Genomic DNA, 23,332 nt, shown 5'->3' with positions numbered 1-23,332 from the left:
TTATTCCTCATCAGCGTTGTAGATTTCAGATGGACGCTCTGACGAAACGTTGTCCTTCAATTCAAGAATGCGGTGCGTGTTGGCCTCATCGGTGCGAATCGCATAATGGATCTGGCATCCGGCGATGATCATGTTTCCTATCTCAACAAACCAGTCTGCGCTACGTGAGTTAACTTTAATTCCGAGTGCTTGCTCTGCATTTGAGATAGATTTAACCGTTCCAAAAACGCCGCGGTACAGTCTTCCATTTGGTGCATAAAACCAGTTATCGCAGGTGATAAGTGCAGTGCTTCCAATAGTAAGTTTCATTACGCCACCTCTTTTTTCGATATCCCTGCCAGTGCTTTCAGATCAGCGATACTGATGCCGCTTTCTTCGTGGGCTGAAATGAGGATGGATGCACCGACGGGCAGTGCGCCGTGACGCAGCTTGCTGATAACTGGCGGCGCAACTTCTAAACGGCGGGCGAGTGCGGCATCGTTTTTGAGCTGCATTGTGGCGATCAGGCTGTCAAGCATTGCGTTTGCTGGGGCTTGATGCAGCGGTGTTTTCTGATTTGTTTGCACGTGAATCTCCTTAGTCTTCGTTGCGGCTGCGTACAGCCAATGGGTCAAAAATCGCGTCACGCTTTTTCTGCAAACGAGCAGAGTTTTCCAGCGTTTTTTTCAGCGCCGGATTTTTCAGCATGTCGTCGAGGGATTGGTTTTTGATGCGTAGCTTGGCGTACACAAGCTCAAGATCTGCGCGGGTAACGTCGGGCTTATGCATGGTCGTCACCTTGTGCAGACGTCTGCACTTTTTCTGCGGGTACTTGCAGGCTGTTGGCGGCGATGTAGTCTGGCCCATATAAGCCAGCGAACGGATCACGCGCCGGTGCGCGTTTTACAGGCTGTTTGACCTTGATGTCGGTCGGCTGGCCGCGATGTGCGAGGAAGTTGAATTTAGCCATGTCGCACCTCACGACCATGCAATTTCACGCCGATAATTGCGGCCATTTCTTCGTGGTCACGGTTATCTTTCCACTCGCCAGTGATCCAATACCAACCCTGTAGTTGCCCGATTGCGAAGTTTCTATAAATTTCCGCTGCACAGGTATTGCCTTTTGCTTTCAGGGCGTCACTCTTAAGCATCAACGCAAGAATGCGGCTGGTGGTCGTTGTCGTGATTTCTGCATACGTCCAGGTGCGGTTAGCCATGTTGCACCTCTGGCTTCACAGTGACAGACACTGCGCCGAATTGATCGATGGCGGCGGCGTGGGCATCGATGGATGAGGCGGCAATCGCTGAGTAATGAAACATGCCGGATGGTGTGCGGACGGTAATCGAAAATTTTTTCATATTACTTCCATGTCAAAATAGAATTTTTATAAGGAGCTGCAATGAGCAATGAGAGACCTCTACTTTTAGCGCGATGGGCGATACATCCTTCGCAAACAGGGCAAATCTTGTATGTCGATGGAAAACAAGACCCTTCGCATACATTGCCTTTTGAAAACGATGTGATTACCCGTCCTTTTTTACTGGACCCGGTAACTCGCCAGCCAATCCCTGTGCGCGTGGTTCAGATCCACAATGTGGGTTTTCCGGTGGTGGAATATGTCGTCGTTGTAGTTGCGCGAGCCGATCTGCCGCAATAGGCAATCGCTGTATTTCGTCAGATAGAAAGACGAATTCCTGCGTGGTGTCAGCAGGCGTAATACGGAGTTCATCTTTAGCGGGCTCCGTATTATTTTTTTGTGTTGGCGTTGAAAATGTCTTCATGCCAGCACCTGTTTGACTGAGCGCAGAAATTCAATGGTCTGTACGCTGACTGTGCCTGTTTGCTCGATATCGTCATCGACCAGGTGAATGGCCTGTGCCATGAGGCTGAATGTCGCTCTCATTGCGAGGATCTGTTTTTGCAGTGTCGCGGGTGAGATTTTTGCTGCAGCGGTGTTGCTTGTCGTTTGCATAATCGCTCCCAGTTAGTGAGAACGAGAAAGCATTCCGCGCAAGATGTTGCTAAGGCGGTGATCTTTTACAATCATGAGGATGACTAAAATACGTGCGACTAGCCATGCTGCGTATGATCGTTTTGTCTGCGTGTGTTCTTTCGTTACTGTGTGAACTGCAAAGAACAACCTTTTCAGCTTTTTCATGTCCATTTTTCGCTCCATCGGGTTAGTGATGAGCGAAGTATAGATTTACTAGACTGTAAAAGTAAAGTAAATCTATACAAAATTTAGAAAATGTTTACTTCCTCTTATGAGTTGGTGGTTATATGGCTGCTGCTGCATATTAATTTTTGATAATTTAATCAAAAAGATATAATGACTATTAAATAAGTATCCCGATATTTGCTAAAGAGAATTTCCATGATTAGAGAAAAGAAACTGGATGAAAAATTTTGCGCTGACTGCGGCGAAATTATTAAGTTAAAGGCAGAAATTTGCCCTAAGTGTGGGTGTAGGCAGTCTCCAGTACCGCCAGCGACATTCGGTATATCTATTAATTCTCCGGGGATGAAGTCTCGAACGACAGCTGGAGTCCTTGCATTGTTTCTCGGTGGGATTGGTATGCATAAGTTTTATCTGGATAAACCCATGCAAGGAATAGCTTATTTGTTTTTTTGTTGGACTTTTATCCCGGCTCTCTTAGCATTCATTGAGGCTATTCGCTATTTCTCAATGACGGATGATGAATTTGCCTCTCGCCTTGCAAGTGGTAAACTTGATCACGTAGGAAAGGTTGATTTATCTCCAGCAGGAGTAACGCCAGATACTCATGTTAAGTGTCCCGATTGTCGTGCTTTAATTCCTAAGGAGGCAAAAGTTTGCCAATACTGTCGTTGCTCTTTAATCCCTCAGTAGTTACTCCATTTACGTCATAAAAATAGCCGCAATTGCGGCTATTTTTATTTGAGTAGTCAGGTCTATCTGATGGGAGTGTGACGAGCAACCATCAATTGAATTAATTCCGTAGCTACGGCACTATTGCCGCCAATCTCTCTCTCGCAGATGTACAGCTGATTTCTAGCCCACTCATCGCTCAGATGAGCGATATGTATTGAGTGATTGGCTTGGTAAACTTGTGCTGCGCTTTCTAACGTAGGTGCAATGCCGATATCAGTTTTTGCGACGTAATACGTCTGCACGTCGAAACTGGGGCAGATTAATGGTTGTGAGAGTTTAACTCCCATTTTATTTGCTATGTCGTCAATGATAGGGATGATGTGCTCAAGCGTCTCGGAATGAATCATTGGCCAACGAATTGCATCGCTGAATGGTAGCTCTCTTCTGTTTGTCAGAGGGTGTGAGCATGACATCATTAGACAAACTCTCTCGATTCGATATGGAACTAAACGGAGGCCTGGTACATGCGGATCACCTGCGATAAGCCCAGCGTCGATTGTTCCGTCCATTACGTTTCGAATAATTTCTGAGAAAGTCCCGCGGCGTAGCCTGATTTTAAGCGACGGATTATTTATTAACATTTGTTGGGAAACAAGTGTTAGGTCACGTTTTAGTAAAACCTCATCAGCCATGATGTCGAGCCGGGGTTCCCTTAGCTGCTCTAATTTGGCATGTAGACTTGTTAAGGCGTGTTGCATGGTTATGCAGTGCGCGGCAATCTCTCTTCCTTCATTAGTTAAGATGAGATGTCCTTTTCGTGTCGCAATTGTGTAGCCGATCTTATGCTCAATTTTATCTAAGCGTTGCGATACGGCTGATCTGCTTATACCTAACCGCTGACCGGCGGCGGTTAGACTAAGTTCGCGAGATAGGGCGATGATTGTTTCTATTTCTTTTGAGTCGAGTTGCAACACGAGATTCCAGGGGTAAAGGTTCCTGAATGCAAGTCTGGCGGTGATCGTGACTGATTGAAATGGAAAAACTGCAAGGCGTAAGCATTGCTTACGTAGACGTTAGTAAAACTTAACAAAGTGTGACAAAAAGTTAGATATAGTTCTACTTAATGAATACATTATGACAATATGTTTTATGGTCGGCAATTAATAAAAAAGGAAGCGCTGTGTTGACTGAAGAAAAAAAAGAGCAATTTATTGAGGCATTTGATTTGCTTCCAGATGACATCCAAGATGGGCTATTTAATACGATTATCCGACAGGCTGAAAAGTATCGTTGCGTCGAGGAGCGCCCAGCGTTAAGACTGGTCGTTAACGGGTGCGTCGTCAATAGGAAGAGGAGGTGATTTTTTTGGCAGGTCTTCTGCCATCGTTTCTAACAGACTTTGTCCGGCCAAGGTGGCCTCGCGGTAGTGAGTGATAATTTTCAATTCAGTGCTTGTTAGGTAGACCAGTGAGTAGTCAGTCATATCCTTGCCGCGTGCTAGATCTTTGCTAACAATACCATCGTGAAGCCATGAGAAACTTACGCCGCACGCATCAGCAAGTTTACGTATCGTCTCGGTTTCCGGCCCACTGTTTCCTGTAGATTTAAGGATGCGGTTAATCGTCGTCTGTGAAACGCCAGATGCACGCGCAAGTGCGCTTTGTGATTTGAAGCCAGCCTTGTGCATGGCTTCGTCTAGTCTCGTTGAAAAATTCATGCGCAGACTATAAGCGCATTAAATTTTCGATTCCAAAAGTTGCCCGATTGCGAATAGATATTCTATCCATTCGCGAATAATTCAACTGATGGCGCGCATTCGGCTTTTCTCTTTAGGAGCATCGTTGATGGCATCGCGTATGAGTGACCGTGCTTCGTCGGTCAGCATTCGATATTGCGATAGCATTTCTAATTCATCAGCACTATTCCAGCTCAAGGCATAAATTTCTGCTGATCTGCTACCTGGTATTTCCTGCGCATTTTTGTTTGGGGTATCTAAGTATTCTGCAAATTCTTCCGGCAGCTTTAATCCTGTGATCTTCGCGATTGCCAGCATTTGCAGCATGCTTGGTTGGTGTCGTTCTTTTTCCCAGTGCGAGATATTCGCCTTTGTATTTCCGCGTTCCGTTCCAAGCTCTAGCGCGAGTTTGACCCCGAGTTGCTCCCCCGATAGCTCGGCATGTTCACGAGCTGAGCGAACCCACTTTGCAATGACGGTATTGATGTTCATTTCCATAATCAACATGGTATAGGTCTGCTATACATAATTGGGATAGAAAAGCTTTACTTTGAAGTATATAAAATCTATACTTGCCGGAATCGTCACTAAGTAAGGCCAATTATGACAACAGATGTAATTACAGACGCAATTACAAAAGCGATCCAGATGGTTGGTTCGATGCGAATTCTTGGCGCACACCTCGGCGTCACAAAGGGGGCTGTTTCCCATTGGAAGAATTCTGGCACTCCAGTTCCTGCTGAGCATTGTCCAAAAATTGAAAAGCTGACTGAGCGTGCTGTTAAGTGCGAGCAGTTGAATCCGAATATCGATTGGGAATACATCCGATCCACAAAAAATGAAGACTCGCATGAGCCTGCATGAGTCCAACTCTACTGATCCAATTTTTGTCGATGGCGCTTTCGATGACATGGTGTGGGTCTCTGAAATGAATCGTTTGTTTAAAACACCTGGCGTTCAGCATTTGTTGTCGTTGTTTCGTGCCGTTGGCATTAGTCGGGTATGAGGTCGCGGTAATGACGAAATCTAATCCTCGCATCACTCGGAAAGCTGGCCGCTCTCTGGCTAATTTGCTTCGACTTCATCGTCCTTGTTTGCCGTGGCGGCGTTGTCCTTTGCTTCGGCTTTCCGATCTGAGTTCTAGTCCTTTTGCACATCATCGCTACCTTGCCCGTTTGCGCCGCGATGCGGTTTTGCTGGCTGCTCAGCAGCGGGCAACTGCTTCGCTTGCTGGGTTGGTTTTGGGTGAAATCGGGGAGCCTGAATGTCGTCGATGATGAATTTGGTAATGCGCCGGGCTTCGGTATCTACGCTGTGGCCGCCAGTCAGCCACTCGGCTTCTTTGAGTTTTCGCAGGATCGGTTCTTTTGCTGACGGCTCCATTTCGATGATGGCTTGCACTACCGCGCTGATGACGTTCGCCGTTCCGCGCCGATGGGTATCGATGACATCGTTAAAAAAATGGCTGCTTTTCAGTAGTTGCTCAAATTGTTTTTGCGCTGACATGAATTTCTCCGCTTTTTGTACATGGGAAATTTTACGTCAGACGCTCTGTGTTTATAAAAAAATCACAAGAAAAGGGGAAAAGTTGTGAATCTTCGACAGGCATATATTTCTATGATCCGGGCATTTCCCGGTGGCTGGGACGCCATGTGTGGTGCACTTGGTATGTCACGCGATCAGCTTGAAAATCGTATTTACGAGAGAAGAGGACAAGAGCTGGGTGCTGAAACCGCATTGTTGATGCAAGAGTTTTCTGGAACAAAACTGTTTGCTGAATCAGTTGCCTCGGCATCGAGCGGTAGGTTTATGCATCTACCGGATCTTGGTGATATTTACGATGAGGATATCTCATTGAAATTTCATGAGCTGTATGCCGAGTTAGGTGCATTGTCAGTGCAGTTTCAGGCGGCAATAAAAGACGGAAAAATCGATAAACGCGAGCGTGAGAACCTGAACGCCATTGTCGATCGTATGCACAGAATAATGGATGAATTGCGTGCATTGACGTTTCGCGTGTATTGCGAGGAAACAGCTGCATCAGTGCGTGAGCGTAAGGGGCAGCAACATGGCTAATCCATCCGTTCCCCGTGCTGGCTCACCGGCTCACATAGCTATTTGCTACGCAGTGCGTATGGGTGGCACAGCGCGGTATTCTGAAATCGTGCAGCTATTGAAGCCTGAGCATCAGAGTGTGTTTGCGTTTCGCCAGTACGTGATTCAGGCATTGCTTGATCTGGCGTATGTGACTGTCGGCGATGACTTTCTGAAGGCAACATCGGCGGGTAAAGAATATGCGGGCAAGCATGTTGCCGATCTGCTGCCGCGCTCTCAAAAATATGTGGGCCAGATCGTGCCTGCGCGCTCTGTCGTTTCTACTGCAGCACTGGACGTGAACCGGCTGCGGCATACGCGGCCGATTCGTCCAGGAGCGGACGATCATTTGCAGATCCCGTCGCTGATGGGGAATACGCGCAAGCTGCCAAGCGGTGAGGTAATCGGCTGATGATTTCTCCAGAAGACATTTGCAGAAATCAGATGATCGATGAGGGATATAACAATCTCCCAGAAGGTCATCCGATATTGAATGGCAAGATCCAGCGGTTTGGTAAGGGAAAGAAGAGCTGGTATATCGCTCGGAAAATTGAGCTGCCATCGGGCAAAGTTATTGTCAGCGGTGCATTCGGCACGTATCGCGGCGACGACAATGGCGCGATTAAATTCAAGGGTGAAGCAGAGCGCATGTCTGATGCAGATCGGGCGGCGCTGATTCAACGTCAGAACGAACAGGCGCGTATCGAGCGGGAAAAAGACGAAGAAAAACACCGGCTGGCCGCAAACCGTGCGCGTCAGCAGTGGGTTGCTGCGCTTTCGCATAATGAAGCTCATCCGCATGCCTATTTGGTTAAAAAGCAAGTGTTGTCGTATGGCCTGCGTGTAGATAGCGATGGAAATTTGCTGATGCCATTGCGTTCTGAAGGTGGCTGTTGTGATGAACTGCGCGGTCTGCAGAAGATCGATAGCAAGGGTAAAAAGCGTTTTAACGACGGTATTAACAAGGTCGGCGCTGCTTATCACCTGGGTGATATTCCTGCAGATGCTGAGCTGATCTATATCGGCGAGGGCTATGCGACATGCGCGTCTGTGCTGCTTGCAGCACCCGGCTCATTTGTCGTTTGCGCCATCGATGCGGGTAATTTGATGCCCGTTGCTAAGCATATCCGTGCCGCTTATCCGAACGCGCATATTCGCTTTCTCGCAGACGATGATTACCTGTTGTTGTCTCGTTTCATCGAGCGCTTGCGCGAGCAATTCAATCTCTCTCTGCCGGAGCCGGTGATCGATGGCGTGACCAGATCGTATGAAGCTGCGGATGGCGAAAAAGTCGACGTGACCGCTTGGTGGCGTAAGGACGCGCAGGGAATTGATTACATTGAATCAGATGTGCGCAAAGGCCGCTTGCAACGAACAGAGTCATTCAAAAACGCAGGGCTGTATCGATCACATGAGGCTGCTGCTGCGGTCGGGAATGCGTCAGTCATTCATCCAACTTTTAGCGCCCGAAATGGCGAAAAGTGGACGGACTTTAATGACCTGCATGTGCTTGAATCCCTTGACGCGGTAGCGTCACAAATCAATGCTGCTGCCAGCGCTGAGCTGATGGTAGTTGCGCCTCCCGCGCCCTCTGCTGGGGTGTTGCCGCCATTTTCCCCTGCTGCGCAGCAGCCAAAACAAGATTCTGACGGTGATGATATCCCTGTATGGGTTGCTGATGCCCCACAAGTGGATTCGCTTCCTCCCCCGCCCCCTCCTGAAGGTGCTGCGGAAATTGTTGGTTTGGTGCCGATGGCATGGGCGCTTTCGCATTGTGCGTTGATTCAAGGGTCAACGGATATATGGGATTCGGTCAATAAGCTGCGGATCAAGAGAGCAGCATTTGTCGCGATGGTTGGTAAAGAGGCTGCGAAGCAGTGGGAGTCTCATGCTGAGCGGCGTTCAATTAGCCCGCGCAATCTGCCTAAGATTATTCGCGGCGTAGCAAAAGCAGCAGAGGGGGCGGGGGACGATGGTATGGCGAAGATGCTGGATCGCTATACCTTGTTGTATGGGACGAAGACCGTCTGGGATGCTGAGAAGAAGCTTGTCATCAATTTTGATGCGATGGCACTGGCGCGTGGTGAGTTGGCGACGCGCTGGCTGCAACATCCGCTGAGACAGGAAAAAGACCACGATAAGCTGGTCTTTGATCCGACGCAGAGAGTTGATCCGGACACGCATATCAATATGTTTGAGGGCTTTTTGATTAAGCCACGACATGATGATGCGAAGGCCGAACTGGTGCTGCGCCTGCTGGAAAGTTTGTGTTCGTCAGAGCCTAACGGGGCTGATGTTTTTGTGTGGGTGCTGCGCTGGTTGGCTTATCCATTACAGAATCCGGGCGCAAAAATGCAGACGGCATTGCTGTTCTTTGGCAGTAAGCAGGGAACGGGTAAGAGTCTGTTTTTCGAGGGTGTGATCAAGCCGATCTACGGAAAGCATGGCGCGACTGGCGGACAAAATCAATTAGACGCAGCCTACTCTGCGTGGCGCTCTCAAAAGCTGTATGTGCTGTTTGAAGAGATTTTATCTCGACAAGATAAGTACAGCTCGTTCGGCCTTGTGAAGCATCTGATCACGGGGCGCGACGTACCGATCACTCAAAAATTTAAAGATGATCGCTTTGAAGAAAATCATTTGAATGTAGTGATGCTGTCGAATGAGTTTCAGGCCGTTCCTATCGAGCCTGATGATAGGCGATTTTTGGTCGCGGAGGCGTTGAATCATCCGGCCCCTGAATTGGTTGCTGCGCTAACAAAAAATCAGAAACATGGGGAAGTTGTGCCTGAAATTGTTGAGGCGTTTTATGACTTCTTACTACGGTATCCGCTCGGTGATTTTACGCCGCACACGAAGCCGATCATGACGCAATCCAAAGAACGAATGATTGAGTTTGGTCGGCCAGATTGGGAGGTGTTTTATCTCGAATGGAAGCTGGGCGCTTTGGCGTTTCCCTATTGTTCGTGTATCGCAGAGCATCTTTACGAGGCGTATGAGGTGTATTGCTCGAAGTTTCATTACCGACCGCTTTCGATGAAAAAGTTCTCTGAGCTGATTAATAGCCAGATCAAACGAGATCGGCAATGGGTGACGCTCGGCGTACAGAAGAAACGGTTGCGTACTGTGTTTCACGTTGAGTGCGATACCGGAGAAACGCTGTCTCAGCAGTGCAATACGTTCATGCTGGCGGCAAATATCAAGGATGAATCGAAATGATCACACTATTGATTACAGGGTTTTCACCATCCCTATTTGATGCTGTTACGTCGCAAGCCAGTGTTCATGAGGGTTTAACAGGTTTAACAGGGTTAACAGTGTCACTCGCGCATGTGCGCGTAAAAAACAGCCTCACTTCATACAGTCATAAAAAAATAGATTCTCTCTCGTGTGTGTGTATTAACCATGTTAACCATGTTAACCCTGTTAAACATCAATATTCATGCGGGTTTCAGCGTATCAGGGTAATCGGTTTTATCTGCAAAGCACTGTTAATGACGGATAGGGGGTCGAAATGACGACGCTTAGAACGTTGATGCCAGTGACTGCGCGCCGGATAGATCGTATGCGTGAACAGTTGGGCAAGGATGCTGTGAATGACATGCTGAGAAAAGCGATTGCGGGGGAGAGTGGATATTTCTTTGCAATGGAAAATCATCGGACGTTTGGGACACCAGATACCGCGTCGACATCGGTGATTTGCTGGGATGAATCAGATCGATGCAGCAGGCGCGATCCGCAGTGGATGATTGATGCGACAGAGTTTGCAAACAGCGTAGGGATTGAAATTGAAGTGCGGGATGAGCAGGACCACGAAGAGGCAAGGGAGCGGGCGAGAGCGTTGCGTAAAATTTTGAGAGAGGCGAAGTATGCGTAAGGATTGGTCACAGATATTGGTTTGTAAGTTGAATGCAGATGGGTACGTAGAGAATAAGGCAGTTACATCTGGCCGCTCTGAAATCGGTACACGCGACTATGAGTTTGAAAAGCGCTTAGAGAATTGGGGGCGTTGTTTGAATCGGCCTGCAGATGGTTCTGCTGCTGCATCAACGTTTTGGGCAAAACGATTTTATGAGATACGTAATGCAGAACGTCGGCGCGAGTTTTTGCTGCGTGGGTTAATCGAAGAGAAAACAGTCATGCAGCAAATTGAGGAACAGGCATGGTCTGAGCTAATGCATGAAGATGCATTATTGATTGAATCTGCATGGGCGCGGTTAGGCGATGCGCAACAAAAGAAAGCGATGCAAATGCGGTACATTGATCGGCACAAAGATGAATATATCCGTCGACAGTTACGCTTGCGTGGGCGTCAAAATCTGACGTTGATTTTGTGGCGTGCAAAGGCCAGTATGAAACAAATACTTGAATCTCAAAAAAAGCCAGATATAATTCGCGTTGACAATTTAAATTCATTTGCCGGATAACCGTGCCGTAATACTCAGCTCAAAAGGCTGAGTTTGCACGTCCAGCAAAAATATAGCCCTGCGGACTTTCGTCTTCGGGGCTTTTTGTTTTGGTCTCTAGCCCCGGCGTGTACGTCGCCCTTGCCCGCAATGTTTAGCCGCATTGCGGGCATTTCTTTTTGTGCTTTGTGCATACGTCTGCACGTCTGGAGTTATATGCCTAGATCTGCTCCTAAGAAGTGTTCTGTTGTTGGTTGTTGCAAGTTGGTAAGCGATGGGGCTGGTCGCTGTGACGAGCATGTCAAGCCAGCGTGGGTTAAACGACCAGACATAACAAAACGAATTACCGGACGCCGCTTACAAAGAATGCGTGAAGCGCTATTCGCCCGCGAGCCACTTTGTGCCGAGTGTAAGCGTAATGGAAAAATCAATCCTGCTACTCAACGCGATCATATTGTTCCGCTTTGTGATGGAGGGCGTGATGATGAGACGAATGAGCAAGGACTATGTGATCCATGTCATGAGCTAAAGAGTTTGGCAGAGGCACAGCGCAGTAGATATCCATCTCGTAAGTAGGGTGGGGTGGGTCAAAAGTCTAAAAATGCGCGAGCGGAAACCGTCAGCTTACCTAGAAATTTATGGAAAGCGAAAACTACCCCCCGGGGGTTTACATCAGCGTCTGTACTTTTACTCAAATATCTATTCCCATGAATACAAAACCAAATTTCATGACTGAATTGCCAGCTGTTGGCGGTAATTCAGTCAGTGGATCTGGTGCCGACATTACGTCGCCAGATCCACCGCCAATCATTGAATTAAAAGATCGCGAGCAGCAAGTGTATGACTACATCTGCCAGTCGTTACGTGAGGCTGGCATTGAGCATTTAACTGCTGGTATTTCGATTGGAGTCATTGTCAGAACGTTCGTCGATTGGATCAAAGCGTCTGAAGAATGTGAGAGAAAAGGTCGTTCGCAAGTTTCAAAGACCGGCTGGGCAACGCCAACGCCGTGGGCTGAAGATGAGAAACGATTAAAAATGGAGCTTGGCCAATGGCTACCGAAAGCATGCCTGACGATACCGTCACTGGCCAGAGTAAGGAAGGACACGGGGGAAAGGGGCGGACAAGACGATCTGTTCAGCGATCTCGTAAACCACGCCATGTCCTCTCCGCAAAAAAGGTCGCTCAACTAACGCCGCCCGAGTTGCACCAGTGGGATATCGAGTACGGTCTGCCGGTATTGCGGGGCGATATCCTCACCGGTCGTCTAGTCTACTTAGCGGTCAAGCGTCACTATGATGATCTGATTCACGGCCATAAGCGCGGATTGAAATTTGTTCCTGATCATGGCTGGCACGTCATCAACTACATTGAAACTTTTTTCGTTCACATCAAAGGACCGCTGGCAGGAAAGCCAATTTTGCTTGACCCATGGCAAAGATTTTGGACGGCGGTTCTCTATGGCTGGCGGCGAGCTGATGGTGGTCGCCGGTTCTCACGTGGGTATGAAGAAGTCGCTCGTAAAAATGGTAAGTCGACATGGAAAGGGCCACAAGGGGCATATCTATTTTCAATGGCTGGTGAGATTGGCGCTGAGGTCTATGCAGTAGCGACAACGCGATCACAAGCAATGACTGTTTTTAAACCAGCATTTGACAATATCAAGCGCTGGGTGCGCCGATCTCCTGGCATTGCCAGATCATTCAAAGTCTTTGGTGGTTTGAATCAGGAAAAAGTCGAATGCGACACGTCGATCTTTGCACCATTGCCAGCAAATGCAGAAAACCTTGATGGACTTAACCCATCGGCAATTTTGTTCGATGAGCTGCATGCGCAAAAGACTCGCGATGTATGGGACGTAATGGAATCAGCGCTGGGTGCGCGTTTTGAGCCTTTGCTCTCGGCGATCACCACTGCTGGTTTCATTCTTGACGGTATTTGTACAGAGGTACGGTCGTACCTGATCTCTGTTCTCGAAGGCAAGCGAATCAACGATGCATTTTTTGGTTATATCTACACGCTGGATGACGGCGATGACCCGTTTGACGAATCCAACTGGATTAAAGCCAATCCGGGGCTAGGTAAGTCAAAGACGCTGGAATACATGCGCGGAATGGCGCTAAAAGCAGCTGCTTTACCCGGTGCGCTGGTTAATTTTCTGACCAAGGATTTGAATATCTGGTGTAACAGCGCTGATGGCTGGTTCAGCGTAAATGTTTGGGACAAGGGTAGTAAGAAGTTTGATCCCGAAATGCTACGCGGTCGTCTCTGTTATGGCGGTCTTGACCTCGCATCAACTCGCGATTTGACCGCATTTTCGCTCGTTTTCCCACCCGATCAAGAGGGTGGCGAATGGTATGTATTGGTATGGTTTTGGTGTCCTCAAGAAAAAATAGACACACAAGAGCATGACGACGCCGCCCCGTATAAACGATGGCAGAAAGAAGGATGGCTGATCGGAACAGAGGGAAATGTAACCGACTACAACCAAGTGAAGTTGCAGATTCTACGAGCGATGCAGCAATACGAAGTCAAGGAAATTGGCTTTGATCGTTGGAATGCCTTGCAACTAGCGAACGAGCTGCTTGATATGAATGTGCCGCTAGTCGAAGTGCCTCAAAACACTGGCGGCATGTATCCGGGTAGTAAAAAACTTGAAGAGCTGGTCTATAGCAAGCAGTTTCAGCATAGCGGCAATCCAGTGCTGCGCTGGTGTGCAATGAACGTAGCGCTTCTCTTCGATACCAATGGCAATTACCGACCTGACAAAAAGAAGTCGAACGACAACGGGCGTATCGACGGCATTGTCGCGACCGTCATGGCGCTATCACGTGCAGCAGCTGTTAGCGAAAGTAGTCTTGACGAATTTTTACATAATCCGATCATCACATGACACAGACAAAACAAAAACCGATAGGACGCATCAAGGCCAGCGTCCTGCAATGGCTCGGAGTGCCGATTTCACTTACCAATGGAGAGTTTTGGGACGCTTGGCTTAGCGGGTCGAACTGGTCAGGCCAGCGCGTAACAGTTGATTCGGCGTTGCAACTCAGTACAGCGATGGCATGTGTCCGGCTGATTGCGGAAACGATCTCAACATTGCCACTCGGGTTTTTTGAAAAACTCCCGGATGGAACGCGTAAAACGGCAGTGAGCCATCCGCTGTATGAAATTTTGCATAGTCAGCCAAATGCGGATATGAGTGCGGTCACCTTCTGGGAAGTTGTGCTGGCTTCTATGTTGCTTTGGGGCGCGGCATATATTGAGATTCGTCGCATCGGTACACGCATTGTTGCACTTGATTTTCTGTTGCCGGAAAAAATGCAGCGCCCACGACGAAATCGTGCTGGTGAAATCGAATTTTGGTACACCAATCCAGATGGAACGCGCAGACAGATTCTTGAATCCGACATGATGCATTTACCCGCATTCAGTGTAGACGGCATCAGTGGCATTTCTCCCATCGCTTACGGCGCTAATGTGTTTGGTTCAGCTATGGCGACTGATCGCGCCAGCGCTGAAACATTTAAAGACGCCATGCGCTCACCTGGCATTGTGACGATGGATAGTGTGTTAAAGCCAGATCAGCGCGAAGACATACGTAAGCACGTCGATAAAGTATCAAAAACTGGCGGCGTCATGGTGCTGGAAAAAGGTGCCGGGTTCCATCAACTGACGTTTAACCCAGCTGATGCTCAATTGCTGAGTAGCCGCCAATTCAACGTTGAAGAAATCTGTCGCTGGTTCCGTGTTCCACCGTTCATGGTTGGTCACGCTGAAAAATCAACGACTTGGGGTACTGGTATAGAGCAGCAAATGATTGCCTTTCTCACGTTTGTTCTGCGCCCATGGTGCGTTCGTATTGAGCAAGGTGTGCGCAAAAGCCTGCTTAATCCAGTAGAGCGTAACCGCTACTTCTCAGAATTCGCCATGGAAGGCTTGCTACGCGCTGATAGTGCGGCACGGGCATCGTTTTACTCAGCAATGACACAGAACGGCATCTTTACTCGCGACGATTGCCGCATCTTAGAAAATCGCCCGCCAATGGGCGGAAATGCCGCTGTGTTAACCGTGCAATCAAACATGATGCCCATCGATCTCTTAGGGCAAAAAACGGACTCTGCAGCGGCAAAAGATGCGCTTAATGCCTGGCTAAACCAATCACCGAAAGGAAACGAATGAAACACAAGAATAAAGGTATTCAGCATAAGCAATTTGCTTTCAAGACCGATGTCGTTAATGAAGATGGCACTTTTACTGGTTATGGCTCGGTCTTTGGCAATATCGATTCTTACAAAGAAATCGTCGCTCCCGGTGCGTTTAAAGAGAGTATCGCCGCAATCAAGGCATCAGGCGATCCATTGCCTGCCCTATGGAACCACCGGCCATATGAGCCGATTGGTGGCTACGACATATTGCAGGAAGATTCACATGGTCTGAGAGTCGAAGGTTGGTTACTCGTGAACCAGATTCCACGTGCTGCGGAGGTTCACGCTTTGATGAAGCGGCGTGTCGTTAAGGGGCTGTCCATCGGCTATTACGTGCTGGAAGACAGTTGGAACGAAAAGACCGGTGTTAGAACGTTGATTAAGCTGGATTTACAGGAAATTAGCCCTGTTACGTTCGCAGCTAACGTTGAAGCGCAAATCGAAAGCGTTAAATCCATTCTGGCGCAGGGCAATTTACCTACGTTATCCCAATTCGAGGATTTCCTGAGAGAGTCAGGATATTCGAAATCTCAAGCCACCATTATCGCGAGCAAGGGCTTGAAAGAACTGCTTTCCCGGAGTGAGTCCGGTGGCAAAAACAGCGATGCACTATCAGTGTTGCAGAATTTTAAACTTTCTATATAGGATCAATCATGGCAGACGAAAACACAGAAATCGCACTGGAACTGAAAAAAATCAGTGATCAAGTGAAAGAACACGGTGAAAAAGCACTGGCAGAAGCCAAAAAAGCGGGCGACATGACAAAAGAAACAAAGTCGACCGTTGATGAGCTGCTGGTAAAGCAAGGCGAGTTACAAGCTCGCCTGACAGAAGTCGAGCAAAAAGCAGTTCGCAATGGGAATCCAGACGGAAATAATCAGCAAAAGAGTATCGGTGAACAGCTGATTGACTCTGAAGAATTTAAAAAATACATCGAAAATCGCAACTCGAAGAGCAGTTTTTCATTCCAAGTAAAAGCCATCACTAGTTTAGCGGCCAGCGCTGGTGATGGCGTGGCACCTGACCGCTTACCTGGTGTGCAGACGTCTGCACAACGTCGCTTGACTATTCGCGACCTGATCTCTCCTGGTCGCACTGGTTCCAATCTTGTGCAGTATCTGCAAGAAAGTGGCTTTACCAATGCTGCAGCAACCACGGCAGAAGGTGCGCGTAAGCCAGAGTCAAGTATTACGTATGATCTGAAACAAGCACCGGTTGTTAAGATTCCGCACTTCATTAAAGCATCGACAGAAATCCTTTCGGACTTTCCTCAATTGCAATCGTTGATTGACGTGAAATTGCGTTATGGCCTCGGTCTTGTAGAAGAGGCTCAATTGTTAAAAGGTTCTGGTGTCGGTAATAATCTTCACGGCATCCACACTCAGGCAACAGCCTACGCTGCACCGCTGGTCATTGCCAATGCGACGCGTATCGATATCTTACGCCTGGCATTGCTGCAAGCTGAGCTGGCTGAATACCCGTCTACCGGCATCGTATTGAACCCGATAGACTGGGCTGGCATTGAGTTGCTGAAAGATAGCACCGGCGCGTATGTTTTTGCCAATCCACAATCGTTAGCGCAGCCAGCATTGTGGGGCCGTCCGGTAGTTACGACGCAAGCAATGACTGTTGATAATTTCTTAGTTGGTGCTTTCCAGCTTGGTGCGCAGTTATTTGATCGTCAGCAAGCGCAAGTTACCGTAGCGACAGAGAATGAAGATGATTTCGTCAACAACCTGGTGACAATCTTAGCGGAAGAGCGTTTGGCGATGGCCGTCTACCGTCCTGAAGCCTTCGTTAAAGGCAAAGTGACACCTGTGTAATTTATTCTTGCTTTATTGATGTAAATAAAATCCAGACCAGGCACAGTAAATCTGGTCTGGATTTTTCAGGAGAAAGACATGAAAAAAGTTGCAATTGCACTTCATTCCTTTATTCACAATCATGTCGATGTGAACGAGGGAGACATCGTTACCGGATTATCTGAGGCGGCATTATCTGATCTCGGAAAAAATGGCTTAGTTCGTTTTGAAGACCAAGATGACGGTAGTTCAGAAGGCAAAGAAAAAAGCCCGGCTAAATCTGCGCCGAAGTCAGCCACTTCCCCTTCAAAAAAAACCGCTGCAAATAAGTCGATTGACCAGACGGCGGCAGCCAATACGATAACTACTGCGGAAGATGTTACAAAAACTGCTGAAAGTTCATCAGCTGATATGACAGATCCAGAGTTTGGCAACGGAGCAAACACTGCTAATGATTCGCAGAGTGATTCTGCATCTGGCATCCAAAGCGAGTAAGTATGCCAGTACCAACGCTAGAAGAGGCGCGGCAGGATCTTCGCGCAAACAGTGAAGATGACGCAAAAATTCAGCGATTACTCAAGGCGTCAATTGAGTCAGCATCTAATTTTATTAACCGTCCGATTCCTTGGAAAGATGAGGCTGGTGTTGATGTAGATGTTCCCGACGCAGTATATGCCGCGATTTTGCTTGAGCTGCGAGCGCTATACGATGCGCCAGAGGATATTCATTCTCTGGCATTTTGTAATTTGCTCCAACCTTACCGGGTCGGAATGGGAGTGTAAATGCGATCAGAAGAGCTGGATAGCTTTGTAGAAGTGCAGCAACTGGTTTCAGGTAGTAGTTCAGTAGGCCAGCCGCTGCTTGTGTGGCAGCGTGTATTTACGTGCTGGGCATCTGTACTTGATTTATCTGGCAACCAGTACATTGCGTCCGGTGCTACTAAAAATTCGATTGCATCATCGATCAAAGTTCGTAGTGATGTCCGATTATCGCCAGCAATGCGCGTCATCAATGATGATGGAAGTATTTACGATATCGAGGCAATACTAAAATCGAAAGATCGGCGCTGGATGACATTGATGTGTAAAAAGGGGGCGAATGATGGGTGATATTCAAGGATTAGGCGAATTAAATTCATCGTTCGCTGGGTTGATTAATGATCTTGAAGCGGCCTTACCGAACCTGGTATTAGAGTCTGCTGAAATTATTGAGAAAGAAATACAAAGTCGCGCTCCTGTCAGCACCGGAGCTCTGATTAGCGCAATCGATACAACATCTGCGCATGCAAAATCAACTGTCAGTGCAACGGTGCAAGTCGAACATAGTGGTCAGGATGGCGTAGAACACTATGCAATTTTCAAAGAGTTCGGCACGTCAAAAATGCCAGCTGAGCCGTTCTTCCGACCTGGTGTAGCTGCCGCTGCAGAGCCGGTTAAAGATCATCTGACAAATGGGATATTAGGAGTGATTAACAAATATGCTGATTGAAGAAGCTCTTTTTACTGCGCTGAATGCATCTCCACAGCTTTCTGCACTACCTATTCGTCCTTATGTTGCAGGCCCCAATGATGCGGCTCCCTATATTGTCTGGTCGGAGCCGGTAGGTAAGCGCAGTTCAAGTTTGCAAGGGGATAGTGGCCTCGCAAATCCGCGATTTCAGATCGATGTGTATTCTCCAGATGTAATTCAGGCCAGCCAGTTGCGAAAAGCAGTTCGTGATGCAATTTTGGATTCACCAATACTCGGAGCCGTACATTTAATCGAAGGGGGAACATACGAACCTGACACAAAACTGTTTCGTTACTGGCAGGATTTTTCGCTGTGGTTTTACGATTAGCTGTATGAATTAGTAGTTAAAAACATTTCTCAACCCGCTTCGGCGGGTTTTTTTATTTATAGGAGCAAATATGTCTCAGTCACAAGCAATACGCGCACAAGGCAGCTATTTACAACGTGGTGCAATGGCCGCTGTTATTTCAAAGGTCATTAGCACGATGACAGCAGTAGGTTCAACGGTAACCGTCACCACTGCAACCGCGCATGGATTGGTAGCCGGTTCTATTGTTACCCATTCTGGTGCCACGCCATCTGCATACAACGGCCAGTTTGTTATTGCGACCGTTCCGAATGCAACGACCTATACATTTGCTGCGCTGATTGCACCTGGCGGTGATGCATCGGTCGTCGGAACTTATACGGCTCATAACGTCGCATACGCGTTGTTTGAAGAGTCATCCAGCATCAAACTGGGCGGCATCAGTGTATCGGCTATCGATACAACACATCTCTTGTCTAAAGCAAAAGAGTTTGTCGCTGGCTTACAAGACAATGGGACGTGCGAAATATCAGCAAACTTTATCAATGGCGCAGTGCAGGGTTTAGTGCGTGCCGATATGAATGACGGTATTACTTCGCCGTATCAGATTGTTATTCCTGGAAAGGTAAATGACACAGTGATTTCATTTTCAGGCTTTGTAACTAAGTACGCAGGCCCGGATCTGAAAACGGATAGCAAGGCAGAGATTTCCGTCACGATCAAGATCTCCGGCGAAATCACAATCGACAACAAATAAACCTATCTTGAATGAAGGGAGTAATTCAAATGACATTTGATAAAAAGGCGTTATTTAACGCAATCTTGCCTAAGACAAAACTGGTTCCGGTTGACGGTTTTGGTGATGTAATTGTCAAACAGTTGGACACAGAAGAAACTGATTCGATTCGTGCCATTCTGAAAGAGCATGGCGATAACGCTCAGTTTCGATTTGAAATGCTTGTTCTTTCTGTCGTGGATGATAAAGGCAAAGCGATTTTTAACACCAAAGACATTCCGGCATTGAAAAAATCGGCAAATGCACCGATTGACTCTCTCATTACCGAAGTGCTTAAACTGAATGGCTTTTATAAAGAAGCTACGGTAAAAAACTAAGCGATGACCACGACCGCCAGTTTAAATACAGACTGGCGCTCGCGCTTGGTAAGACCATTGGTCAGATAAATAGAATGCCTCTTCCAGAGTATCTGGGATGGCAAGAGTTTTACTTGATGGAGCCGTGGGGATTGCGTCCGCAAGACATTATGCACGCGCACGCATTATCGATACTTGCGAACATTAATCGAAATAAAGAAGTTCGGCCTGATCCGTATGAGATTAAAGACTTTATGCTTTTCGATAAAGCGAAACAACCTGCAGTCGATCCAAAAATTGACGGAAAAACCTGTGAAGAGTGGAAGTTAATATTTGCTGCAGAGGCTCTGGCCGCGCAAAGATCAAAACCATTGCCGCCATAAAATTGCGTAGTAGAGAATTATTCTAAGCCACCTTACCTGGTGGCTTTTTTTTTGAGGTGAAATATGTCACTTGGTAATCTATCGATCAAAGTGAGTGCAGATGTCAGTGGTTTGACAACCTCAATGGATATCGCATCAAAGTCAGCAACATCGTCGATGTTTGCATCATCTGAGGCTGTGAACGAATTCCAAAAGAATTTATTGCAAGCATCTGACAATATGCGTAAGGCAGCACTATCCATGGGGTCTAGCATGGAAGCTGCAAACGATAGCATCATGCAAAGCGCTGAAGAATCTGAGGCGGCAATCACTCAGCTTACTAATGCTGCAAATGATGCCGACTTTAAATCGATGGGCGAGAAAATTGCAGAGGGAATCGGAACCGGCGTTGGTGTTGGCATCGTCGCGGCAGAGAAAGCCTGGGACGGTTTTGCCGCATACTCCAAAGCAAAGGCAGCGGTGATCGGGGTTGCCGTCGGCGCGGTGTTCACTGCAGTCGGCTTAGGGGCTGTATACGCAGCGTATAAAGTCATTTCCGGATCAATGGATTTTATTGTCGGTCTGATTACCGGCGATAGTTATAAGAGCGAAAGTATCGATGCGCTCATTGAGGCAAATAAACAGGTTAAAGAGATACAAGAATCTCTGCATCAGACTGAGCTGCAGGCGACAGCGACAAATGCAGCCATTGCAGCAATGGGTGTGAATAAAAGCGATTATGTGGGCGTTTTTAAAGATGCAGAGACAGCAGTCCGTGGAAACACCGATGAGTTAGATCGGCTCGGCGTCAAATACAAAGATGCCAAAGGTAATTTATTACCGCTGAATGAAACGATCAAGAATGCCAATGAGGTCATTAACAGCTACACGCAAGGGTGGGATAGAAATCAGGCTGCGCAAGCCATTGGCTTAGGTAGTGCCGCAGCAGTTGCAGCAGCCGTATCAGTCTCATCTGAAAAAATAGAAGAGGCAAGGCAGCGCTTAAATGATTACAACCTCGGCATAGGCGCTGAGACGCAAGAAGCAGTCAAGCGCTACGAAGATGCGATGCGCGATTTCAATCGTGAATCAGATCTGACTGCGCAAGGTTTCAAGCGTGCGTGGGCTGATCAGGTCATGCCGATTCTGACGGATCTAGCAGAGTTTTTTCACGATGGGTTTCCGAAGGCAGTAAATGCGTTTCGCTATTCGATGGCGACGATTACATCACTGCTTTATGGATTAAAAACTGTCGCGTACATGGTTTCAGAGTCTGTAATCGCCAGTTTATCGGCTGTCGGGTCTATCATTTCTGGCGTTGCTGTAGCGGGCGTTAAGTTGGTGACCGGCGATTTCTCTGGTGCAAAAGATGCTCTGATCGCCGGTTGGGATGATGCGAAAAACAGAATTGGCGTTGCCGGTGACAATATTGTCTCTCAGGCTCGCCATAACGCCGATGCGATGCGTATGGCATGGGGTTTTGACGGTCGCAATGAAGTCGGTATCGAGCAGGCAAGGAAAGGTAAAGCCTGGACACCAGCGCCGGAATCGAAAGATGAAAATACTCACGCGATAGGTAAGGATGTTGCTAAGGCTATCTTAGAAGGAAAGCTGAAAGAGCAGGAAGCACTCATCTCATCTGAAAAGGCAGTGCTGCAATCTCGCGAGCAGTTTTTAAAGCAGTATTACAACAGCGATCAGTTAAGTGCCGAAGAGTATTACAGTGCACGAAATCGATCAATTGCCGAGGCAAAATTGGCGATTGAGACAGCATATAAAGCAGAGATTGCAGCTGCTAACGAATACATCGACGCACACAAGAAAATTGAGGGGCACGAAAAAGAAGTAGAAGAAGGCAAAAATAAAATCATCGAAGCAAAGAAAAAGCGTGCTGCAGATGAAATGGCTCTTAACAATCAGGTCATGCAATCGTATATCGAGCTGGAAAATGAAAACAGCTTGATCCAGCGTAGTTTACTGACCAATGCTGAGGCTGAAGAAAAACTGTTTTCCAGTCGCGCATCGAAAATACAGGCGTTTCGTGAAGCACAGTATTACAACGAAACGGCGGCCAATCGCATGTTGGAAGCGGAATCGCGGCGGCATCAGGAAGCAATGATTAACGCATTGCAAAATGATCAAAAGCGAAAGCAAGAAGCAACAGCGTTGATTTTGCAAAATGAAAAAACATCAGCAGCGCAAGTAACTGGGTTTTGGCTGGCATCGAATCAGTCAATTTTATCCAATCAGCAAAAGACATCAAAAATGACTGCCGATGCGATCACGACCGCAACGGATGGCGTTACTTCAAGTATTTCGCATTTCATATTGCAGGGAAAAAATCTTGGTGAAAGTCTGAGAAATGTTGCAGTCAGTATTGCAGACTCATTTATCCAAGGCTTTATCAAGATGCAGATTCAGAAGTTCTTAATGGATAAAGTTGCCGCTGGTGCGTATGTGGCGACGATCACTGCGCAATCGCAGGCGATGGTAGCGATGGCGGCATTGAATGCATTCGCATCGACAGCAGCGATCCCTGTTGTCGGCCCCGGCCTTGCACCCGCTGCCGCTGCTGCTGCGACCGCTGTTGGTGAAGGCTTCGCTGGAACTGCTACTGCCGCTGCCGCTTTAAGTGTCCCATCGGCAAGGGGAGGGTTTGATATCCCGGCTGGTGTGAACCCATTAACACAATTACATGAGGAAGAAATGGTATTGCCGAAGGATGAAAGTAATGTCATCCGTGGTCTGGCAAAAAATAGCAATACGTCTCAGCAGTCATCAGAAGCGGGGCCTATCGCTGTTCATACAACCATTAATGTGTATTCAGATCGCCCGGCATCAGCGCAAACATCGACAACTGGCAGCAGTCCTACAGGTGCAGCTACCCAGTTGGCAGATATGGTGAATAACCTGGTACAGCAGGGTATTGCTCAGTCGATGCGACAAGGCGGTTTGATCTGGAAAATGAAAAACGGGCAGGCATAAC

Annotated in this window: 36 protein-coding genes; 24 read left to right on the top strand and 12 right to left on the bottom strand. The window is 47.6% G+C overall.

Annotated features, from left to right (window positions below):
- Genes H8K26_RS07895 through H8K26_RS07870 form a run of 6 tightly spaced genes read right to left on the bottom strand, consistent with a single transcriptional unit; the run spans nt 1 to nt 1,338 of the window.
- Nucleotides 1-309, bottom strand: a complete 309-nt coding sequence (locus H8K26_RS07895; protein WP_190478604.1) for a hypothetical protein — start codon at nt 307-309, stop codon at nt 1-3.
- Nucleotides 309-566 carry a hypothetical protein gene (locus tag H8K26_RS07890; RefSeq protein WP_390366358.1) on the bottom strand — a complete coding sequence of 86 codons (258 nt, stop codon included), beginning with the start codon at nt 564-566 and terminating at the stop codon, nt 309-311. Before H8K26_RS07890 ends, H8K26_RS07895 begins: the two co-directional genes overlap by 1 nt.
- 10 nt (nt 567-576) lie before the next feature.
- The gene (locus tag H8K26_RS07885; protein ID WP_190478602.1) at nt 577-768 is read right to left on the bottom strand and encodes a hypothetical protein; all 192 of its coding nucleotides are present in this window, start codon (nt 766-768) and stop codon (nt 577-579) included.
- Nucleotides 761-949: a hypothetical protein gene (locus H8K26_RS07880; protein ID WP_190478601.1), complete on the bottom strand. Its 189-nt coding sequence runs from the start codon at nt 947-949 to the stop codon at nt 761-763. The genes H8K26_RS07885 and H8K26_RS07880 overlap by 8 nt, the downstream gene beginning before the upstream one ends.
- The gene (locus H8K26_RS07875) at nt 942-1,196 is read right to left on the bottom strand and encodes a hypothetical protein (protein ID WP_190478599.1); all 255 of its coding nucleotides are present in this window, start codon (nt 1,194-1,196) and stop codon (nt 942-944) included. Before H8K26_RS07875 ends, H8K26_RS07880 begins: the two co-directional genes overlap by 8 nt.
- Nucleotides 1,189-1,338, bottom strand: a complete 150-nt coding sequence (locus H8K26_RS07870) for a hypothetical protein (protein ID WP_190478597.1) — start codon at nt 1,336-1,338, stop codon at nt 1,189-1,191. Before H8K26_RS07870 ends, H8K26_RS07875 begins: the two co-directional genes overlap by 8 nt.
- A 41-nt stretch (nt 1,339-1,379) precedes the next feature.
- Between H8K26_RS07870 and H8K26_RS07865 the strand changes: the two genes are divergently transcribed.
- Nucleotides 1,380-1,637, top strand: a complete 258-nt coding sequence (locus H8K26_RS07865) for a hypothetical protein (RefSeq protein ID WP_190478595.1) — start codon at nt 1,380-1,382, stop codon at nt 1,635-1,637.
- A 120-nt stretch (nt 1,638-1,757) separates the two neighbouring features.
- Here H8K26_RS07865 and H8K26_RS07860 read toward each other — a convergent pair whose 3' ends face one another.
- Nucleotides 1,758-1,952, bottom strand: coding sequence for a hypothetical protein (locus H8K26_RS07860; RefSeq protein WP_190478593.1), 195 nt, complete (start codon nt 1,950-1,952; stop codon nt 1,758-1,760).
- 402 nt (nt 1,953-2,354) lie between these two features.
- Between H8K26_RS07860 and H8K26_RS07855 the strand changes: the two genes are divergently transcribed.
- On the top strand, nt 2,355-2,849 hold the full coding sequence (locus tag H8K26_RS07855) for a TM2 domain-containing protein (protein ID WP_190478591.1): 495 nt from the start codon (nt 2,355-2,357) through the stop codon (nt 2,847-2,849).
- Nucleotides 2,850-2,911: 62 nt separating this feature from the next.
- Here the strand turns inward: H8K26_RS07855 and H8K26_RS07850 are convergent, their stop codons facing one another.
- From H8K26_RS07850 to H8K26_RS07840, 3 genes are all read right to left on the bottom strand, one after another.
- Entirely contained in the window at nt 2,912-3,805 is an 894-nt protein-coding gene (locus H8K26_RS07850) for a LysR family transcriptional regulator (protein WP_190478589.1), read from the bottom strand.
- Between the two features lie 338 nt (nt 3,806-4,143).
- A complete protein-coding gene (locus H8K26_RS07845) occupies nt 4,144-4,548 on the bottom strand; it encodes a helix-turn-helix domain-containing protein (RefSeq protein WP_190478587.1) in 405 nt (134 codons plus the stop codon).
- An 81-nt stretch (nt 4,549-4,629) separates the two neighbouring features.
- Nucleotides 4,630-5,073: a helix-turn-helix domain-containing protein gene (locus H8K26_RS07840; protein ID WP_190478584.1), complete on the bottom strand. Its 444-nt coding sequence runs from the start codon at nt 5,071-5,073 to the stop codon at nt 4,630-4,632.
- A gap of 96 nt (nt 5,074-5,169) precedes the next feature.
- Here H8K26_RS07840 and H8K26_RS07835 point away from each other — a divergent pair, with 96 nt between their 5' ends.
- Together H8K26_RS07835 and H8K26_RS07830 are read left to right on the top strand one after the other, a co-directional pair.
- Nucleotides 5,170-5,430 carry a transcriptional regulator gene (locus H8K26_RS07835; RefSeq protein ID WP_190478582.1) on the top strand — a complete coding sequence of 87 codons (261 nt, stop codon included), beginning with the start codon at nt 5,170-5,172 and terminating at the stop codon, nt 5,428-5,430.
- Nucleotides 5,417-5,572 (top strand): hypothetical protein, encoded by a 156-nt coding sequence (locus H8K26_RS07830; RefSeq protein ID WP_190478581.1) that lies wholly within the window; start codon nt 5,417-5,419, stop codon nt 5,570-5,572. The genes H8K26_RS07835 and H8K26_RS07830 overlap by 14 nt, the downstream gene beginning before the upstream one ends.
- A gap of 134 nt (nt 5,573-5,706) precedes the next feature.
- On the opposite strand, the gene H8K26_RS07825 is transcribed toward H8K26_RS07830, so the two are convergent.
- Nucleotides 5,707-6,072, bottom strand: a complete 366-nt coding sequence (locus H8K26_RS07825) for a hypothetical protein (protein ID WP_190478578.1) — start codon at nt 6,070-6,072, stop codon at nt 5,707-5,709.
- Between the two features lie 84 nt (nt 6,073-6,156).
- Between H8K26_RS07825 and H8K26_RS07820 the strand changes: the two genes are divergently transcribed.
- Together H8K26_RS07820 and H8K26_RS07815 are read left to right on the top strand one after the other, a co-directional pair.
- Nucleotides 6,157-6,642, top strand: a complete 486-nt coding sequence (locus H8K26_RS07820) for a YmfL family putative regulatory protein (protein ID WP_190478576.1) — start codon at nt 6,157-6,159, stop codon at nt 6,640-6,642.
- Complete coding sequence (locus tag H8K26_RS07815) at nt 6,635-7,072, top strand: hypothetical protein (RefSeq protein WP_190478573.1); 438 nt, start codon at nt 6,635-6,637, stop codon at nt 7,070-7,072. The genes H8K26_RS07820 and H8K26_RS07815 overlap by 8 nt, the downstream gene beginning before the upstream one ends.
- Here the strand turns inward: H8K26_RS07815 and H8K26_RS07810 are convergent.
- Nucleotides 7,006-7,644, bottom strand: coding sequence for a hypothetical protein (locus H8K26_RS07810; RefSeq protein WP_190478571.1), 639 nt, complete (start codon nt 7,642-7,644; stop codon nt 7,006-7,008). The genes H8K26_RS07815 and H8K26_RS07810 overlap by 67 nt on opposite strands.
- Nucleotides 7,645-7,710: 66 nt before the next feature.
- Here H8K26_RS07810 and H8K26_RS07805 point away from each other — a divergent pair, with 66 nt between their 5' ends.
- The 18 genes from H8K26_RS07805 to H8K26_RS07725 all read left to right on the top strand — a co-directional run bounded on the left by H8K26_RS07805 (nt 7,711) and on the right by H8K26_RS07725 (nt 23,331).
- Nucleotides 7,711-9,879 (top strand): DUF5906 domain-containing protein, encoded by a 2,169-nt coding sequence (locus H8K26_RS07805; protein WP_190478570.1) that lies wholly within the window; start codon nt 7,711-7,713, stop codon nt 9,877-9,879.
- Between the two features lie 346 nt (nt 9,880-10,225).
- The gene (locus tag H8K26_RS07800) at nt 10,226-10,537 is read left to right on the top strand and encodes a hypothetical protein (RefSeq protein WP_190478568.1); all 312 of its coding nucleotides are present in this window, start codon (nt 10,226-10,228) and stop codon (nt 10,535-10,537) included.
- Entirely contained in the window at nt 10,530-11,087 is a 558-nt protein-coding gene (locus H8K26_RS07795; protein WP_190478565.1) for a hypothetical protein, read from the top strand. The genes H8K26_RS07800 and H8K26_RS07795 overlap by 8 nt, the downstream gene beginning before the upstream one ends.
- 129 nt (nt 11,088-11,216) lie before the next feature.
- Nucleotides 11,217-11,642 (top strand): HNH endonuclease, encoded by a 426-nt coding sequence (locus H8K26_RS17945; protein WP_317889258.1) that lies wholly within the window; start codon nt 11,217-11,219, stop codon nt 11,640-11,642.
- A gap of 62 nt (nt 11,643-11,704) precedes the next feature.
- Nucleotides 11,705-12,259, top strand: a complete 555-nt coding sequence (locus H8K26_RS17690) for a hypothetical protein (protein ID WP_223826889.1) — start codon at nt 11,705-11,707, stop codon at nt 12,257-12,259.
- A gap of 11 nt (nt 12,260-12,270) precedes the next feature.
- Nucleotides 12,271-13,959, top strand: a complete 1,689-nt coding sequence (locus tag H8K26_RS07785) for a terminase large subunit (RefSeq protein ID WP_223826888.1) — start codon at nt 12,271-12,273, stop codon at nt 13,957-13,959.
- Nucleotides 13,956-15,248: a phage portal protein gene (locus H8K26_RS07780; protein ID WP_190478559.1), complete on the top strand. Its 1,293-nt coding sequence runs from the start codon at nt 13,956-13,958 to the stop codon at nt 15,246-15,248. The genes H8K26_RS07785 and H8K26_RS07780 overlap by 4 nt, the downstream gene beginning before the upstream one ends.
- Entirely contained in the window at nt 15,245-15,919 is a 675-nt protein-coding gene (locus H8K26_RS07775; RefSeq protein ID WP_190478557.1) for an HK97 family phage prohead protease, read from the top strand. The genes H8K26_RS07780 and H8K26_RS07775 overlap by 4 nt, the downstream gene beginning before the upstream one ends.
- Nucleotides 15,920-15,927: 8 nt before the next feature.
- Nucleotides 15,928-17,097, top strand: a complete 1,170-nt coding sequence (locus tag H8K26_RS07770; RefSeq protein ID WP_190478555.1) for a phage major capsid protein — start codon at nt 15,928-15,930, stop codon at nt 17,095-17,097.
- 78 nt (nt 17,098-17,175) lie between these two features.
- Entirely contained in the window at nt 17,176-17,571 is a 396-nt protein-coding gene (locus tag H8K26_RS07765) for a hypothetical protein (RefSeq protein WP_190478553.1), read from the top strand.
- 2 nt (nt 17,572-17,573) lie between these two features.
- Entirely contained in the window at nt 17,574-17,858 is a 285-nt protein-coding gene (locus tag H8K26_RS07760) for a head-tail connector protein (protein WP_190478552.1), read from the top strand.
- Nucleotides 17,859-18,185 carry a phage head closure protein gene (locus H8K26_RS07755; RefSeq protein WP_190478550.1) on the top strand — a complete coding sequence of 109 codons (327 nt, stop codon included), beginning with the start codon at nt 17,859-17,861 and terminating at the stop codon, nt 18,183-18,185.
- Nucleotides 18,175-18,564, top strand: coding sequence for an HK97-gp10 family putative phage morphogenesis protein (locus H8K26_RS07750; RefSeq protein WP_190478547.1), 390 nt, complete (start codon nt 18,175-18,177; stop codon nt 18,562-18,564). The genes H8K26_RS07755 and H8K26_RS07750 overlap by 11 nt, the downstream gene beginning before the upstream one ends.
- Nucleotides 18,554-18,913 carry a DUF3168 domain-containing protein gene (locus H8K26_RS07745; protein WP_190478545.1) on the top strand — a complete coding sequence of 120 codons (360 nt, stop codon included), beginning with the start codon at nt 18,554-18,556 and terminating at the stop codon, nt 18,911-18,913. Before H8K26_RS07750 ends, H8K26_RS07745 begins: the two co-directional genes overlap by 11 nt.
- 70 nt (nt 18,914-18,983) lie before the next feature.
- Entirely contained in the window at nt 18,984-19,649 is a 666-nt protein-coding gene (locus H8K26_RS07740) for a phage tail protein (RefSeq protein WP_190478543.1), read from the top strand.
- A 29-nt stretch (nt 19,650-19,678) separates the two neighbouring features.
- Nucleotides 19,679-20,005 carry a hypothetical protein gene (locus H8K26_RS07735; RefSeq protein WP_190478541.1) on the top strand — a complete coding sequence of 109 codons (327 nt, stop codon included), beginning with the start codon at nt 19,679-19,681 and terminating at the stop codon, nt 20,003-20,005.
- A gap of 74 nt (nt 20,006-20,079) precedes the next feature.
- The gene (locus H8K26_RS07730) at nt 20,080-20,367 is read left to right on the top strand and encodes a phage tail assembly protein T (RefSeq protein WP_223826887.1); all 288 of its coding nucleotides are present in this window, start codon (nt 20,080-20,082) and stop codon (nt 20,365-20,367) included.
- Between the two features lie 63 nt (nt 20,368-20,430).
- The gene (locus H8K26_RS07725) at nt 20,431-23,331 is read left to right on the top strand and encodes a hypothetical protein (protein ID WP_190478537.1); all 2,901 of its coding nucleotides are present in this window, start codon (nt 20,431-20,433) and stop codon (nt 23,329-23,331) included.
- The last annotated feature ends 1 nt before the right edge of the window (nt 23,332 follow it).

Source organism: Cognatundibacterium aquatile (assembly GCF_014699135.1).
Lineage (GTDB): Bacteria > Pseudomonadota > Gammaproteobacteria > Burkholderiales > Burkholderiaceae_D > Undibacterium > Undibacterium aquatile.
Note: the sequence above shows the minus strand (reverse complement) of the source record. Positions and strands in the feature narration are given on the sequence as shown.